Below are 15,564 nucleotides of genomic sequence, written 5' to 3'. Positions count from 1 at the left end.
GATCAGTAATCAGCGTTTGAGAAGAAGCGTTTCACCGACGAAAAGGGTGACAGAGATAATATTCGCAACCAATGCGCCGACAGCTAAAGAGACGACAATAGTAAAGAGTTCCGGGGTCATAACGCTGGTCATATTGACAATCCCCCAGAAAGACGCTGCGGCAAGAAGTTGCAAGTCCGCTACGAAACTAGTAGCCAGAAGAACCGATCCGGTTTGGGTTTTATCCCCCAGTTTCATGATCGTAGCAATAATATTAACGGTAATGGCTGCGACCAATTCATAAACACTGTGATAGGCAATCACATCGAAATCACCGTACACAAATCCAAAGTTCAGTGTAAGGGCCAGGATGATAAAAAAACCGGAAATCACTTTTTCGGAATTCATATATACCTCTTTTTCTTTTATTGTACATTATTCTTACTTTAGACAATGTCAAAAAGACGAATGAAGTGTTACACGAGCGGATTTGAGTGCACTTTGGGATGAAAACGGATCGTTTTTTACCGGAACCAGTGTATTAATCGGAGTTTCCGGATAGCCGAACGGGGCAAACAGATGATTCGGTGCCAGTTTCCCGAACCGTACCGGAAGCTCGAGCGAGCCTAAGTGGTTGGTGATGATTACAGGCTCCCCCTCGTATATCCCCAACGCTTCCCCCTCCTCGGCGTTCATCAAAAGATAGGGGTATTCTTCCTCTTTTAAAAGTTCGGCAACCTGCCCGGTACGGGTCATCGTATGCCACTGTTTTTTGGTTCGGCCGGTAATCAGGACAAACGTATCTTTATCCCGCTGAGGGGCCGAGGAGAGGATAGGATGAAACTGGGCTCTGCACGTCGGTGTGGCGAAATGTTCATCCGCATAGAGACGCTCCCCTCCCCATTGGAATGAGAGCGATTCATACGCTTGGTTACTTTGATCGCATAACCGCCCCTCGGTAAGTGCTTTATACTCGTTATAGATCGCTTCTGCCCCGTGATAGTCAAATCCCTCAAATCCCAGTTTCTGCGCTACGCTGCAAATAATGTCAATGTCGCTTTTGGCTCCCTCAGGGCCGGATTTAAACGGGCGCAAGCGTTTGATAAAACGTTCCGAGTTGGTCATGCTCCCCTCTTTTTCTCCCCATGATAGTGTCGGCAGGACGAGATTGGCAAGCGATGCCGTTTCGCTGAGGACGCAGTCTTGGACAACCAAAAAAAGGTTCGGATTTTTGAGGGCACTCTGTGTTTTTTTCACGTCGGGAAGGGTGAGGAGAGGATTGGTGCAGGCGACCCACAAAAATCGGATTTGATCGGCGGCTATGGCATCGATCGCATCGGTAATAGTGATACCGGGAGTAGGGGCAATCGTATGTAACGGAAGATTCCAGTACGCTTCGCATACGGCTCGATCATCGCCGTTGCGGACATCACGGTATCCCGGCAGGGCGTTGGAGAGATATCCGACTTCCCGTCCTCCCATCGCGTTGGGCTGACCGGTAAGGGAAAGGGGTAGCCCTTTTTGGGCATTTAAACGCCCCGTGGCTAAAAAGAGGTTGATGAAACCGAGATTTCGCATGACGCCATCATGTGCCTGATTAAGTCCCTGACACCATAACCCCAGTATCTTTTTATCGGATGCAAAGAGTTCGACCAGTGATTCGGCATCGTTCAAAGAGAGTCCGCAGGAGGCGACGGAATCGGCAAAAGAGATATCCATGGCTGCAGATACGGTTTGCTCGAACCCTTCGGTCGCGCGATCGATGAAAACGGTATCACATGCACCGCGTCGATAGAGCTCGGCTAAGAGGGCGTTATAAAGGGTCGTATCGCTTCCGCTAGAGAGACCGATCCACAGATCGCTTTTTTCGGCCGTCTCGGTATAGATCGGATCGATGACGATGATTTTTGTCTCGGGATGGGCTTTTTTACGTGATAGTATCCGACGGAAGATGACCGGATGCGCCCACGCGGGATTGGAGCCGCTGATGATAATGGCATCGGCATCGTCGATATCGGCGTAACTGCCTATCGGACCGTCGCTTCCGAACGCCATTTTGTGGGCGACGACGGCGGTTGCCATGCAAAGGCGGGAGTTCGCGTCGACGTTGTTGGTTCCCAAATGCCCTTTGATCAGTTTGGTAAAGAGATAGCTCTCCTCGCTCAGAAGCTGCCCTGAGAGATAAAAGTAGAGTGCCTCTTTGGGAAGATCGGAAATGTTTTGGGCGAGGAGGGCGGTTGCTTCATCCCACGATATTTCCTGAAAAGGTTTTGTCTTATCCGAGCGATAAAGCGGGGAAGTCAGGCGGTGAGCATCGAGGGCTTTCGCCATCTGAATCGGTTTGAAACACAGATCCCCTTGGGTCGAGGGGTTGGTTTTATCCCCTTTGACTTTGTATCCGTTCTCATTGCACTCGACAGAGAGTGCGCATCCCGTTCCGCAAAACGGGCAGCCCGTTAAGGTGATATTATCCGTTTTCATGGAGCTTTTTCTCGATGTCGCTGACGATTTCGGTAAAAACCTGATACCGAAGCATCGGGTTGGGATGGAGCATTTTTTCGATAATCTCTTTATAGGGGCGATAAGATACGTCCAACGATGCGGTATCAAATAGATACGGTTTTTTCCCCTCGGCAAACGGGTCTTCGACGTCATAGGCTTTGCTTTTGGTCATCGAATGGACCAGTGCCAAACCGAAATGGTAAATCTCATCGGGCTCTTTATGACTTCCGCCGTGCGTTTTAAGATTAAAACGGAGTTTTGCTTCGAGCGAATGTTGCTCCATGAGGCGATTCCATTGCATTACAAACCCGATCGCATAGTTGCTGTATCGATGCTGTAACCGTCGGATAAAACGTTCCAGATTCTCTTTGTCCGTTTTAAGATCGCGATACTCACGCATTAACTCGGCAACGTACTCTTTCGCCTCATCCAGGATAACCCCTTTGAGCAAAAGATGCCCCTCTCCCCCCTCGCCGCTGAGGGTTCCGCCGATAAAGATATCGACCCCCAGCATTGTTTTGCCCCCTTTAGCGACTTTGCATCCGACGAATCCCAAATCTCCCGCTCCGTGAACACCGCACCCTTTGATGCAGGCCGACCAATAGAGGCGGATTTTAGCATCTTCGATCGGCACGGTATAGGCGAGATATTCGCTCATAGTGATGGCATCAGGCTTGCCGGGTATAACACCGAAAGGACAATGCTCGCTTCCGGCGCACGCGATGAGGTTCGCCATATACGGTGAAGGGCGATTCGGATAGTTGACAAACAGCGGTGATTGCAAAGCGCTCTCTTCGTCATGGACACCGGCGACAATGAGATTTTGCTCGATCGTCAGACGGATTGAGCCGTTTTGTGATCGGGCGATTTCTGCCGCGTGATAGAGATCGCTTCCGCTGAACACACCGGACGGAACGGCCGAATACAGGGCGAACGATCCGTCTTTTAGGGCTATTTTTCCGTAATGATCGCCCCCCTCCAATGCCGTTAGAGACTCTCCCGCGTGCGCCATAGGGCGCCCGAGATACTCTTCGATCGCTGAACGAAACTCATCCATACCGACCGCTTCTATGAGAAATTTGAGACGGTTCTTGTTGCGGTTGTCCCGAAAGCCGTAGGTTTTAAAGAGGGTTGCTACCGCTTCGAACACTTCGGGTGCTTCGCTCGGCAATACAAACATATCGGCAGTGTGGGCCAACGATCCGACACGTCCCCCCAGATAGAGATTAAAACCGTAAACTCCCTCTTTCTGGGCAAGCGAGAGGGCGAAGTCCTGACCGAAGATGTTGCATCGGTTGGAGAGGGATCCGTTGATGCCGATGTTGAATTTTCTAGGGAGGGTGGTGATCCAGTCGGGATTTTTTAAAAAGAGCGATTGAATATCTTCCAAAATACTACGACAGGCAATAATATTGTCCATGGCCAACCCATCAAGCGGATCGATGAGAATGTTACGGAAATTATCGACTCCGGTTTGATATCCCGTGAGGCCGACATCTTCGAGCCGTTTGTACAGTTCGGGGATATCTTCGATCCGCAGGTATCGCAGTTCGATCTGCTGTCGGGTTGTTAGATCGATGTAGTCTTGACCGAACGTTTTGGCGACATACGCGAGTGCCGTAGCCTGCTCGACATTTAAAGCGCCTCCGGCAATCCGTACACGGAGCATAAAACGCTCCGGAGTGGCGGGACGGTCGAAAATACCGAAACTTTTGAGGACAAAATCTTTATCGTCATCACTGATCGATGCGTAGCCGTTTTTCGAATAGCCTATCAGCCGTTCCCACGCTTCGGTTGCGTTAAAGGCATCTTTGATCGATTCGGTTTTGTGGCGTTTGGCGCTGCGCGCTTCATTAGCCTGCATGAGCGATGTCATACGATACCTCCTTCGGTTCATAACGGTATTTCGGGAGAATCTGAGATAGATTGACTACTTCTCCGAACACTAAGATCGCCGGTTTAGGCGCCCCTTTGGCCGTTGCGACAAGCTCACTGAGGGTCGTGACGATAGAGCTTTGGATCGCGGTTGTGGCATTGGAGACGATGGCGACGGGAAGATGAGGATCGATTCCCTGATCCAGCGCCTCTTTGACGATTTGGCGTATGCGGCTGAGCCCCATCAGCACGACCGTCGTATGGTCGCTTACCCCGAGCATCGGAATCCATGAGAGATTGACCCGGTCACCGGACAGATGTGCCGATACGACCGAGACCCCGGTACTGACACCGCGGGCAGTCGGAGCAATCCCGACCGAGAGCGGGCCTGAGAGCGCCGAGGAGATACCGGGGATGACTTCCGTCTCTATACCGTTTGATGAGGCATAGATCGCCTCTTCGGTACCCCGGCCGAAGATATAGGGATCGCCGCATTTGAGACGGCCTACCGTGTAGCCTTGACGGGCATATTCGGTAATCATTGCGTTGATCGTCTCTTGCGGGAAACTGTGTTTTCCTTTCTCTTTTCCGACAAATACCACTTTGGTGTGCGGCAAGATCAGATCGATGATCTCCTGGGTGAGGAGATGGTCGATCAGGGCAATATCAAGTTTATGAATTGTTTTAAGTGCTTTGAGGGTTAATAGATCGGCATCACCGGGACCACATCCGATCAAATAGAGTTTTCCGTGCATCTTATTTTCCTTGGAGTCTTTATTCAGACTTTTTTATCTTTAAAAATAATAGTCAAAAATATCGAGAAGTAAATCAAATTTATGATTATTTTTTAATCACCCGATTTTCTTTATGTAGAAGGGTAAAATAGGGGGCGGCTGAATACGCAAAGGTATTCAGCCGTATGAAGCAAGAAGGCTAGAACTTATAATCGAGTTGGAGCCAGATTTTATCGGTATCAGCGTATGTTGTTGTCGGATTGACGTCACCGGCATTATAAAAAGCGGCTTTCACAAGAGCGTTTAGCCCTTTTACACCGGGAATCGCATTGGTGTAGAGCAGATCCCATTCATTCCCTAAGTCGCTTTTGCCGCCCATTTCCACGTCCGTTGCGAAATCATGATACACGACCATCGCTTTTCCCAGACCTGCCGCACTGTAGCCGAGGGTCACGCTTGTATCTTTGAGGCCGCCTGTCGGGGTAGCCAAAAATTTATCGGCCCATCCGTTGAAGGCATGAAGCGTGGCCAGAGGGGTCTGAAATTTGGTTTTGCCATCAGTCGTTGTCGTTCCGCTTAAAAACTCGTATCCTGCACCCGCAAAAAAGCCGTTCATATCGGCTTTTAGATCCAGGTTGTAGTAGTAGGCATCGGCTTGAACATTTTGATTTGCCGGAAGATTGTCGGTGTCACGCGACGCATCCCCCTGTGAAGCGTATTCGGCACGGTAGGCGACTTTTGCATTCGCGAAAGGAAGCGTCCCCGTCAATGCGATTCCGACGGTATCGCTGGCAGACGAGATCATATAGTCATAGGCGGTAATTTTGAGCATATCACTCACTTTGTACGATCCGTTGAGGATTATGGAGTTTGTCTTCGACGTCGGATTATTATTGATCGCCAGATCTCTTCCCCAGACATACGCACCGGTCAGCGTCAACGCGTCAATGGTGTTATCGCTGATGAGTGCCGCATCAAAAACTTGCGGCATCTGACGCCAGTCAACCGATCCTACGAAACGCTGATTGTCGATGTTGATGATCTGACGTCCGACTTTGGCCGTTGTTTTGTTCAGTTTGTAGTGCAGATAGGCTTGAGTAATACGTGACTGCTGAGGATCGGCGATCGTATCGTAAGCGGTACTTGAACGGCTGTTTGTGACACTGTAATAGTGCTCTCCGCCGATCGATTGAACAGTTGTCCCTTCTACTTTTCCTGAGAGGCCTTCGATGCCGAGCAGTTGCGCCTCCAAACCGAGCACCGCGCGCACGGTCATAGCATTGGCGGCACTGCCCGATGCGGTAGATTCGTCGTCTACGGTTTCATAACGGGGGCGGATTTCGCCGTTGAACTTAGCATTGCCCAATAGGCTAAAGCCCTCATCGGCGCTCAAAGAGACTGTAACCGGACTGGCCATCGTCAAGATGGCAATGGCTGATAATGTGATTTTTATCATGTGTGAATCCTTGTCGTGTTATAGGGTATTTATTCATCTTCTTTTGCGAATTTCGAATAGAGAAACTCGATGATCGCACCACGGCATCGAAGATACTCTTCGTTATGCTGTAATTCCAGACGATTGCGGGGACGCGGAAGATTGACCTCCAATACCTCACCGATCGTCGCTTCCGGTCCGTTAGTCATCATAATGACCCGATCCGATAGCAGTACCGCTTCGTCGACATCGTGGGTGATGATGATGACGGTATTTCCTGTTTGCATCTGAATCCGCATTAAATGATCTTGCAGGTTGGCCCTGGTCAATGAGTCGAGTGCTCCGAACGGTTCATCCATCAGCAGTACTTTTGGCTCGATGGCGAGTGCACGGGCGATTCCGACACGTTGTTTCATCCCCCCGCTGATCTCACCGGGAAATTTATCTTTCGCATGGTCGAGATTGACCATATGGATGTATTTCATCACATGATCGCGGATCTCGCCGGGGCTCAGATCGTCTCCCAATACTTTTCGAACGGCCATCTCGATGTTTTGATACACACTGAGCCATGGTAGGAGTGAATGGTTTTGAAAGACTACCGCCCGTTCCGGTCCGGGTGCCGTGATATGTTTGTCTTCCAACAGTATGGTTCCGTTACTGATCGTATCCAAGCCGGCTATCAGATTGAGAATCGTCGATTTTCCGCAGCCGGAGTGTCCGATAATCGAAACGATTTCATTTTCTCTAATCTCGAGTTTGACATCCCGAAGGGCGACATACTCTTTTCCTCCGCCCAAAGGGAAGATTTTATCGACATGATCGATTTTTAAAAATGGTTTTACACTCATGCTCGTCCTCGCTTTCGATAATCAAAGAAATCGGCAATCAACCCCATAATAGCATCCAAAATAAGCCCTATTACACCGACAATCGCAATCCCGATAATGATCGAGTGGTAATTGAGATTGTTATATTCATCCCAGATCCAAAAGCCGATACCGATACCGCCGGTGAGCATTTCTGCCGCGACGATAACGAGCCATGCTATCCCCAGCGACAGACGCATTCCCGTAAAAATAAACGGAACCGCTACAGGGAGAATGATCTGAAACACTTTTTCAAACGGCGTGAGCTGCAACACTTTCGCGACGTTGAGATAATCCTCGCTTACACTTCTCACACCCAGAGCCGTATTGATGATGATCGGCCAGATCGAGGTGATAAAAATGGTTGTAATCGCAGTTAAATTAATATCTTTAAAGACAAACAACAGCAGAGGCAGCCATGCCAGCGGTGAAACCGGTTTGAGTATCTGGATAAACGGGTTGAGAGCGATAAACGCATTTTTACTCATCCCGATCAACAGTCCTAGCGGCACTCCGACAAGAATGGCCAGAGCGAATCCGCCGAATACCCTCTCTAGAGAGTTGAGTATCTGCCATCCGATCCCTTTGTCATCCTCATTGTTGATATAAAACGGATCGGCGAACACCTCTTTGGCGACATCGTACGTTTCACTCGGAGTAGGAAACTGTTCCACATGACTCGATAGTGCCGACCATCCGGCGATTATGAGTACGAGTACGAGCAGAGGAAGAACAATCCTCTTGCCCAATTCAAACACATTGGAATTCATAACTCAACCCTTATTTGATAAATTTCGGATTAGCACAGCCTGCAGGACCGTAAGGACATACATACGCCGGCTGAAGTGTTTTAACTTTCCACGTATTTGCTTTGGCCAAAGCTGCTTTGGAAACTTTGGCATGATTGACTTTGGTATCATAGATATAATCTACGGCATGATTGGGGTCAAACACTTTGCCGTCGATAAATTTGTTATATTGGTCTTTACCGTCTATTTTCCACGGTGAAGCAGGGAGGCTGTACCCTACGCTTTTCGCTGCTTTGGCAAACAAATCGGGACGGTAAACCGCTTCGACCGTTTTTTTCATGTCGATCGCTTTATTGATTTGACCCCAGCGGATCATCTGAGTCAGATACCACATCCCGTGGCTGTAGAACGGATATGCGGCATAATTGTTTGCAAAGACGTTAAACATCGGATTAGGTTCACTCGGTTTTCCTTTTAGGAATTGAAATGTACCTGTCATCGAATTGTCGATAATATCTTTAGGGGCATTGACATACTCTTTTTTAGAGAGGATGGCGGAAGCCTCTTTCCGGTTATCCCAAGAAGCATCAAGCCATTTTTGCGCCTCAATGATCGATTGCATGACGGCTTGGGTAGTCTCCGGATTTTTATCGGCAAATGATTTGGTCGACATCAATACTTTTTCGGGTTTATTGTTCCAAATGTCATAGTTGGTAACCAAAGACGAACCTAGATTTGCCATTACCGCCCGTTCATTCCACGGTTCACCGACACAATATCCGTCAATATTACCGGCTTGAAGATTCGCGACCATCTGAGGCGGCGGAACAACCTTAAGCGTCGTATCGGCATCCGGATCAATTCCGCTCATTGCCATCCAATAACGAATTTCATAGTTATGGGTAGAGACAGGAAATACCATACCGAATTCAAGAGGCTTATATTTTGATCCTTCAGCGGCACGTTTGGCATCGATCAATTTTTTGAGTGAGGCAGACGTAACCGGTCGTTTGACCGAATCCAATCCGTATTTTTCCATTTGATCGATTACGTCGTTACTGAAGGTAATTGCATTACCGTTGTAATCGAGGGAGAGGAGGGCATACATCGGTGTATTTCCGCTGATACCGAGTGTCGCGGCTAACGGCATCACGGCAAGAGCGTGGGAATAGTCGTATTCTCCACTGATCACTTTTTGCTGTATTCCGGCCCATCCGCCCCCTTCTTTTACGACATCAACGTTTAATCCGTGTTTGGCAAAGAAACCTTTTTCTTTCGCAATGACGATCGGAGCACAATCGGTAAGGGCGATAAACCCTATTTTCAAATTTGCTTTTTCCGGTGCGGCCATGGCTATAGAGGCGGCAATAGAGAGCACTAATGCACCTTTTCCTAAAATACTCAAGCTTTTCATAATGAAACTCCTTATTAAGACTATTTTGTCTGAAATAATTGTAGAGTAAAAATTAGAAATACTATGCAGTATGTTGATTAAAAAATAATCACTTTTATGTATGGTGTGAGAATTGTGAAAATAAGAGGTCTAAATCCGTTTTACTTTTCGCAAGATGACGTCATCGGTGATCTCGCTCAGGCGCATGGCGGAGTACATCTCCAGCATCTCTTGGCGCCATACATCCCATTGCGCATGCAAAGCGCACGGTTTTTCCGCTTCGCAATCTCCGATACCTAAAACGCAGGTATCAAAAAAGACGCTTCCGTCTACGGCATCGATAATCGAGAGCAGGGTGATTTCCGATGCGGGTTTTGAAAGGCTCACCCCTCCCGAGGCACCCCGCAAAGAGACCAATATCCCCGCATGAACCAGTTTTTGGAGCGATTTTGAGAGAAAGTGATACGGCAGTTCCAGCGATTCGCTGATCTCTTGTATACGATAAAACTTTCCGATTTCTTTGGTGGAGAGCCATACGGCGGCGCGGATAGTATCTTGACAAGCAGAAGAGAGCATAGAGGGACCTTCTAAGGAAACTGATAGCTGCATTATACAAAACTTCCAGTAATAAGAGATGGATGCCTTAAAAGAAAGAGCACTCAAAATATGAAGTATCAAATGCTAAAATATTCTCGACAAAGGGTGAAAGTGCAAAAAATTATAATTAATCAAAAATATTTCGGTTCGATAGAATTAGAAAATACCGACGAGGCGAAACGTCTCTTTGCCAAAGTCAAAAGGGCTTTCGGTGAGGGGAAAGCGATGAATATCGGGATTATTTTCCCCCCCTATAAACTCAAAGCACTGGAGAGTTATCAAAAGGGTGGGGCGAGAGAGGAACTCGCCGATATCGAGCTGTACATCGAACTGGGAAAGGTGCTGAAATTTGATACGACCGATGCGCAAAAACTCAAAAACAAGATCGAACTAATCAATGATATTGCCCATAACCACTACAACATTTCCAAACGTCTGACCCTGATAAACAAGTCCAAAGCGACGCAAAACCGCGGAGATTATCTGTTTTGGGATATTGAAAACTTTTCCAACATCGGATCGTTGTTCAACGACGTTATCGAGAAATTCGACATTCCCGATAATCGTATTTATGTCGCGGCCAACCCTGATTCTCTGTATCTATACAAAAGCCAATGGGAAGCCGATCTGTACGATTATAAAAAGACGCTTCAGTCGTTTAATTTCACCAAATGCGATCACGGCAAGAATGTCGCCGATGATATTTTACTGGGGCACTTTCAAACGCTTTCGCTCAAAAATGCAAATGTTTATCTGATGACGTTTGACCGGGAGCTCAAAGAGCGGTTTATCGCTGAATGCCATCCGAGCAACAATCTGTTTATACTTGAAAAGTAGTTGTTTTCAGGCTACTTCGAAACATAGAGGACAAAGGTTACAATCTCGGCAGCGAGGGCAAGAAAAAATCCGATCTTGTAAAACATGACGGGCGAACGCTCGATCAGGGGTGTCTCATCGCTGAAGAAAGGTTTGACTTTCTCGGGCGCTTTAAGCTCATAAAAAAATTCGGAGTAGTGAGTGTAGCGACGCTCCGGCGAAACGGCAATGGCACGCATGATGATCGAATCAAGCCAGAGGGGGATATTGCTGTTGAGCTTGACCGGACGTTTGGGAGTTTTGAACGTCGGAGTCTGGAACGGTTCGATCTCGCCGTAAGGGAGTTTGCCGCTCAAAGCCCAGTAGAGGGTGACTCCGATTGAGAAGATTTCGGTCGATTCGTTGATAACGCCTCCGATGAACCGTTCGGGCGCAAGGTATGAGGGGGTCCCCGCTCGGGAGTCGGTCGAAAAAATTTCGACAATCGAGCCGAAATCGACCATTTTAAAATTGACCCCCGCTTCCCCTTCCTTTTTGTAGACGATGATATTTTCGGGTTTAATGTCGCCGTGCACCAATCCCAGATGCAGCAGATGGGCTTCGGCTCGGTGGAGAAATTTTCCGAGTTCGATTGCATTGTCGATGGAGAGAGGGCGGTTTTTGACGTAATCTTTTAAATTGATTCCCTCAACGAGGTCCATCATATAATAGCGGACACTGCGCCCTTCGGGAATCCATGCGTGACCGAAGGCTTTGTGGGTGATCTGTTTTGCGGTCCATGCTTCGCGGACGAATTCGTCCAAGGCTTGTTCATCATACGCGCGCATCGGGAATTTCATGACATAGAATTGCCCCTGCTTGCTCACTTTCCAGATCCGCCGGTGTTCCATCATCGGTGATATGAGGGTATATCCGTCGATAATGTCACCTTCATACAGCGATTTAGGGATAGGAAGATCGTTGTTTTTGAGTGCGTGCAGCGGATCGAGTGATTCGATACGAAAGATCTGCAGACTCATATCATCACGATCGTGCAGTTGGCCGTCTTGAGCGGCGTGGTTGATGATCGTTGCAGATCCTAATCCCTGATGTACCAGATCCATAAAACTTTTTTCATCGATCAGATTGTAGACGCCGTCGCTGCATAAAACCAGAGTGTCTCCGACGGCGATCGGGGTAGAGACGATATTCGGATCGATGTTTTCACTCATGCCGCAGGCTTGGGTCAGGACGTGCGACATGTATTCATCATCCATCGTATGATCGGTACTGAGGCGCTTGAACTCTCCGTTTTGTTTCAAAAGATAGATGCGGGAATCTCCGAGATTGAGGGTATAGAGGCTCTCGCCTTCGATGATTGCCAGACAGAGTGTTGTCAGCAGTTCGATTTGCCCGTACTGGGAAATCGACTCTTTAAAGAGGAGCCCGTTGATATGGCGGGTAAAGACTTCCATCGTTTTGGAAATCCCCCATGCTTTTGGACGGGATTTGAACTGATTGATAAAAAATTTGACACTCTGACGGGCGGCGGTTCCGCCGCGTTTGGCGCTCCCCACGCCGTCGCACAATACCGATACGAAAAGCGAATTATCGATAATGGCATAGGCGCATGCGTCATCTCCTGTGGAACCGGGTTTGGGAAGAATATATTCGCTGGATTGCAGTTGCAGCATGCTAAAAGTCCAAGTTATATAGGATTTTGTCAATTTCATATTTACGGTGCGATGCACCGTATAATACAGGATTTAAATCCGTCCGCCTGCAGTCGCACCCCACGTCGTTCTCCATCGGGTTTTTACCAGAGAGATACCCGATATCGCCACTAAAACGAATCCGGCAAAGATTAAGAACCCGGCGGCATAACCGTCAAATGCCCCCTGAGACCAACCGAATGTTTTGATTAAAGCCGATCCGCCCAATCCTCCGGCCGCACCGATAAGTCCGGTCATAATCCCGATATCTTTACCAAAGCGCTGCGGTACGAGCTGGAACACCGAACCGTTTGCCATTCCGAGATTCGCCATGATCAAAAACATCACCGTAATCGCTGCCCAAAACGGCAGGTCGATCAAGGCCGTGATCAGAGACAACACTACAATGCTACCATAAAATACATAGAGGGATTTTACCCCGCCCATTTTATCGGCGATAGCCCCTCCGACCGGACGCAAAACAGCCCCGGCGAAGATACAGAGAGCTCCGAAATATCCTGCCATGACTTTGACATTGTCTTCATTCAGAATATCCAGACCGATAGCGGACATATCGCTTTGATAGGTGTTCATCAAATAGACTTTCATATAGTTGGCAAATCCGACAAACCCACCGAATGAGACTGCATAAAAGAGGTTGAACCACCAGGTGTCTTTATCCCCTAGAAGTTTCATGTAGTCTTTGAATCTCTTCGGGTTCGGCTTATAAATGCTTAGCGGGGCATCTTTTGCCAAAAACATATAGGCGATGAAAATGATTGTTGATAGGACTCCGCCCACGAGAAAAACCGATGGCCATCCCCACAGTTGAGCGATCTTAGGAGCAAACAAAAAGTCGATCACGACCCCGATGTTTCCCGCACCCGCAATACCCAAAACAACCCCCTGAAGACGCGGCGGATACCATTGTCCCGCTTGCGGAAGGGCAACGGCGAACGACGCACCGCCGAATCCGAGACCGAGCGCAACCAGCAGCAGCTGATTATAGGTAATCGCATCCGATTGGATGAATGCGAAGAAGAGGGTGAAAATAACGATCAATTGTGATCCCAACGCGGTCTTTTTCGGTCCGAATTTATCGACGAAGAAACCGAGAAGAATCCGTAAAAGGGCTCCGGACATAATCGGAAGCGCCAGCAAGGTCGCGATCTGCGAATCATTGAGGGCATTGCCTGCCGCACTTAGCGTCTCATTGATCTCAGTCGCCAACGGTCCGAGCATCGTCCACATCATAAAACTAAAGTCGAAATACAAGAAGGCGGCCAGCAGTGACGGCCAGTGCCCCTCTTTTTTCAATTCACCCAATTTCATATCCACTCCTAATTAGGATTTTTTTATCTGAAATAATTGTAACGCGAAAATTTCACTGTTAATACTATATTATGATTAAAAATTAATCATATTGATGTTTAAAATAAAAATCATGCTATAAAGTCAATAATTGAAGATAAATCGATAGTGCATGTATAATACGCTAGGATAAATCCCACGGAAAATTTATATATAAATCTGCGTTTAAAAATTGAAAAATAGAGGCCTGATATGCAAATACGCGTATATTACGAAGACACTGATGTCGGGGGAGTCGTCTACCACTCCAACTATCTTAACTTCTGCGAACGGGCCCGCAGTCAGCTTTTTTTTGATGCCGGACGTTCACCGATATTGGAAAACGGACATTTCGTAGCCAAACATATCGATGCGGAGTATCTGAAAAGTGCCAAATTCGCTGACATTTTAGAGGTAAAAACAACACTCTTAGAGATTAAAAATGCCTCATTTACGTTATTGCAGGAAGTATTCAGAGCCGATGAGAAACTTTTTTCGATGAAGATTGTTCTGGTTCATATCGATTTTTCGGGAAAAATGACAAAAATCCCCGATCGCGAAAAACAATTTCTCTCAGCTTTATAAGAGAGGCTTGAGTTTCGGTGCCGCTTTTTCAATCGCTTCTGCGATCTCTTTGTTTTCTTTCATCAATGCAATATCCAAGGGTGTCATCCCGTCTTTACTCATCGAACTTCCTGAAGCGCCGTTTTCAAGTAGATACAAAGCAATAGTGTTGTGCCCTTTCCAAGCAGCCAGATGCAATGCAGTCGCACCGCCGGAGTCTTGAGCGTTTACGTCCGCACCTTTGGAGACAAGATACTTGACCGCTTCCAAATTCCCGACCCAGCAAGCATACATTAAAACTGTTTTATTGTTATCCTCTCTGGCGGCATTCGCATCATTCAGATTTTGAACCTGCATTTCAAGCGCCTCGGTATCATTAAGGTCAAGCAAACTTACCAGTTTCAATATCTCTGCACCATACAGGAGATTAGAGAGTAGGACTGCTAATAAAAGAATTTTTTTCATACGTTAGTTTTTAAACTCGGCAATAAAATCATGGATGTCATCGTACAGTGCCTGTAGATCCTCTTCATGCTCGACTTCATCTGCCAAAATTTGTGAGACCATGTCATAGGTAATAATGTCTTTTTCCCGAGTAATGTCGAGGATATTGGAATAGACACTGATAGCACATTGTTCGCCCTTGATAGCTTGTTCAAGAACTTTGCGTACATCAGGATCAGTCGGGGCCTCATATCCGCAATTGGAATTGCTTACCCACTCGGAAGGATGAAGTACCGGAGTACCACCGAGCTGAATAATCCGATCGGCTACCATCGTAGCATGACGCAGCTCATCCGCCGCATGTTGGGTAAGCTCTGCGATTGCAGCATCTTTCATTAACCCTTTGACCACTTTGGATTCGATGAAATACTGGTAATACGCTAACCATTCATCACAATATGCTTTGTTAAGAAGTTCGTAAACCGTTTGCGCTTCGATTCCTCGAAGGAGTGAAATACCTCTTTTGCCCATCGTAAACTCCTTATCTTTTTTTATAGATTGTTTAA

General features: G+C 47.5%; 15 protein-coding genes. 2 read left to right on the top strand and 13 right to left on the bottom strand.

All coding sequences use genetic code 11. The features are described 5' to 3' along the window. Window positions 1-9 precede the first annotated feature (9 nt). From SULKU_RS06985 to SULKU_RS06945, 9 genes are all read right to left on the bottom strand, one after another. Window positions 10-387: a DUF6394 family protein gene (locus tag SULKU_RS06985; RefSeq protein ID WP_013460245.1), complete on the bottom strand. Its 378-nt coding sequence runs from the start codon at window positions 385-387 to the stop codon at window positions 10-12. A gap of 48 nt (window positions 388-435) precedes the next feature. Further along, a complete protein-coding gene (locus SULKU_RS06980; RefSeq protein ID WP_013460244.1) occupies window positions 436-2,460 on the bottom strand; it encodes a molybdopterin oxidoreductase family protein in 2,025 nt (674 codons plus the stop codon). Further along, the gene (locus tag SULKU_RS06975) at window positions 2,447-4,357 is read right to left on the bottom strand and encodes a nitrite/sulfite reductase (protein WP_013460243.1); all 1,911 of its coding nucleotides are present in this window, start codon (window positions 4,355-4,357) and stop codon (window positions 2,447-2,449) included. The genes SULKU_RS06980 and SULKU_RS06975 overlap by 14 nt, the downstream gene beginning before the upstream one ends. Next, a complete protein-coding gene (cobA, locus tag SULKU_RS06970) occupies window positions 4,335-5,111 on the bottom strand; it encodes a uroporphyrinogen-III C-methyltransferase (protein WP_013460242.1) in 777 nt (258 codons plus the stop codon). Before cobA ends, SULKU_RS06975 begins: the two co-directional genes overlap by 23 nt. Window positions 5,112-5,289: 178 nt before the next feature. Beyond that, window positions 5,290-6,546, bottom strand: a complete 1,257-nt coding sequence (locus SULKU_RS06965) for an alginate export family protein (protein WP_013460241.1) — start codon at window positions 6,544-6,546, stop codon at window positions 5,290-5,292. Window positions 6,547-6,575: 29 nt separating this feature from the next. Beyond that, entirely contained in the window at window positions 6,576-7,376 is an 801-nt protein-coding gene (locus SULKU_RS06960; RefSeq protein ID WP_013460240.1) for an ABC transporter ATP-binding protein, read from the bottom strand. Then, window positions 7,373-8,164, bottom strand: a complete 792-nt coding sequence (gene ntrB / locus SULKU_RS06955) for a nitrate ABC transporter permease (RefSeq protein ID WP_013460239.1) — start codon at window positions 8,162-8,164, stop codon at window positions 7,373-7,375. The genes SULKU_RS06960 and ntrB overlap by 4 nt, the downstream gene beginning before the upstream one ends. Window positions 8,165-8,174: 10 nt before the next feature. Continuing rightward, entirely contained in the window at window positions 8,175-9,557 is a 1,383-nt protein-coding gene (locus tag SULKU_RS06950; RefSeq protein WP_013460238.1) for a CmpA/NrtA family ABC transporter substrate-binding protein, read from the bottom strand. A 129-nt stretch (window positions 9,558-9,686) separates the two neighbouring features. Then, window positions 9,687-10,112: an RrF2 family transcriptional regulator gene (locus tag SULKU_RS06945; protein ID WP_013460237.1), complete on the bottom strand. Its 426-nt coding sequence runs from the start codon at window positions 10,110-10,112 to the stop codon at window positions 9,687-9,689. A gap of 132 nt (window positions 10,113-10,244) precedes the next feature. Between SULKU_RS06945 and SULKU_RS06940 the strand changes: the two genes are divergently transcribed. Continuing rightward, complete coding sequence (locus SULKU_RS06940) at window positions 10,245-10,970, top strand: hypothetical protein (RefSeq protein WP_245535138.1); 726 nt, start codon at window positions 10,245-10,247, stop codon at window positions 10,968-10,970. Window positions 10,971-10,981: 11 nt separating this feature from the next. On the opposite strand, the gene SULKU_RS06935 is transcribed toward SULKU_RS06940, so the two are convergent. Both SULKU_RS06935 and SULKU_RS06930 read right to left on the bottom strand, forming a co-directional pair. Then, complete coding sequence (locus SULKU_RS06935) at window positions 10,982-12,622, bottom strand: bifunctional protein-serine/threonine kinase/phosphatase (RefSeq protein WP_013460235.1); 1,641 nt, start codon at window positions 12,620-12,622, stop codon at window positions 10,982-10,984. Between the two features lie 72 nt (window positions 12,623-12,694). After that, the gene (locus SULKU_RS06930) at window positions 12,695-13,972 is read right to left on the bottom strand and encodes an MFS transporter (RefSeq protein WP_013460234.1); all 1,278 of its coding nucleotides are present in this window, start codon (window positions 13,970-13,972) and stop codon (window positions 12,695-12,697) included. A 231-nt stretch (window positions 13,973-14,203) separates the two neighbouring features. Here SULKU_RS06930 and SULKU_RS06925 point away from each other — a divergent pair, with 231 nt between their 5' ends. Next, a complete protein-coding gene (locus tag SULKU_RS06925) occupies window positions 14,204-14,575 on the top strand; it encodes a YbgC/FadM family acyl-CoA thioesterase (protein ID WP_013460233.1) in 372 nt (123 codons plus the stop codon). On the opposite strand, the gene SULKU_RS14400 is transcribed toward SULKU_RS06925, so the two are convergent. Together SULKU_RS14400 and SULKU_RS06915 are read right to left on the bottom strand one after the other, a co-directional pair. Next, the gene (locus SULKU_RS14400; RefSeq protein ID WP_013460232.1) at window positions 14,570-15,019 is read right to left on the bottom strand and encodes an ankyrin repeat domain-containing protein; all 450 of its coding nucleotides are present in this window, start codon (window positions 15,017-15,019) and stop codon (window positions 14,570-14,572) included. The genes SULKU_RS06925 and SULKU_RS14400 overlap by 6 nt on opposite strands. Before the next feature lie 3 nt (window positions 15,020-15,022). After that, complete coding sequence (locus SULKU_RS06915) at window positions 15,023-15,529, bottom strand: ferritin-like domain-containing protein (protein WP_013460231.1); 507 nt, start codon at window positions 15,527-15,529, stop codon at window positions 15,023-15,025. Window positions 15,530-15,564 lie beyond the last annotated feature (35 nt).

The organism is Sulfuricurvum kujiense DSM 16994 (assembly GCF_000183725.1).
Classification (GTDB): domain Bacteria; phylum Campylobacterota; class Campylobacteria; order Campylobacterales; family Sulfurimonadaceae; genus Sulfuricurvum; species Sulfuricurvum kujiense.
The sequence above is the reverse complement of the archived record's forward strand: the minus strand, read 5'-3'. Positions and strand labels throughout refer to the sequence as shown.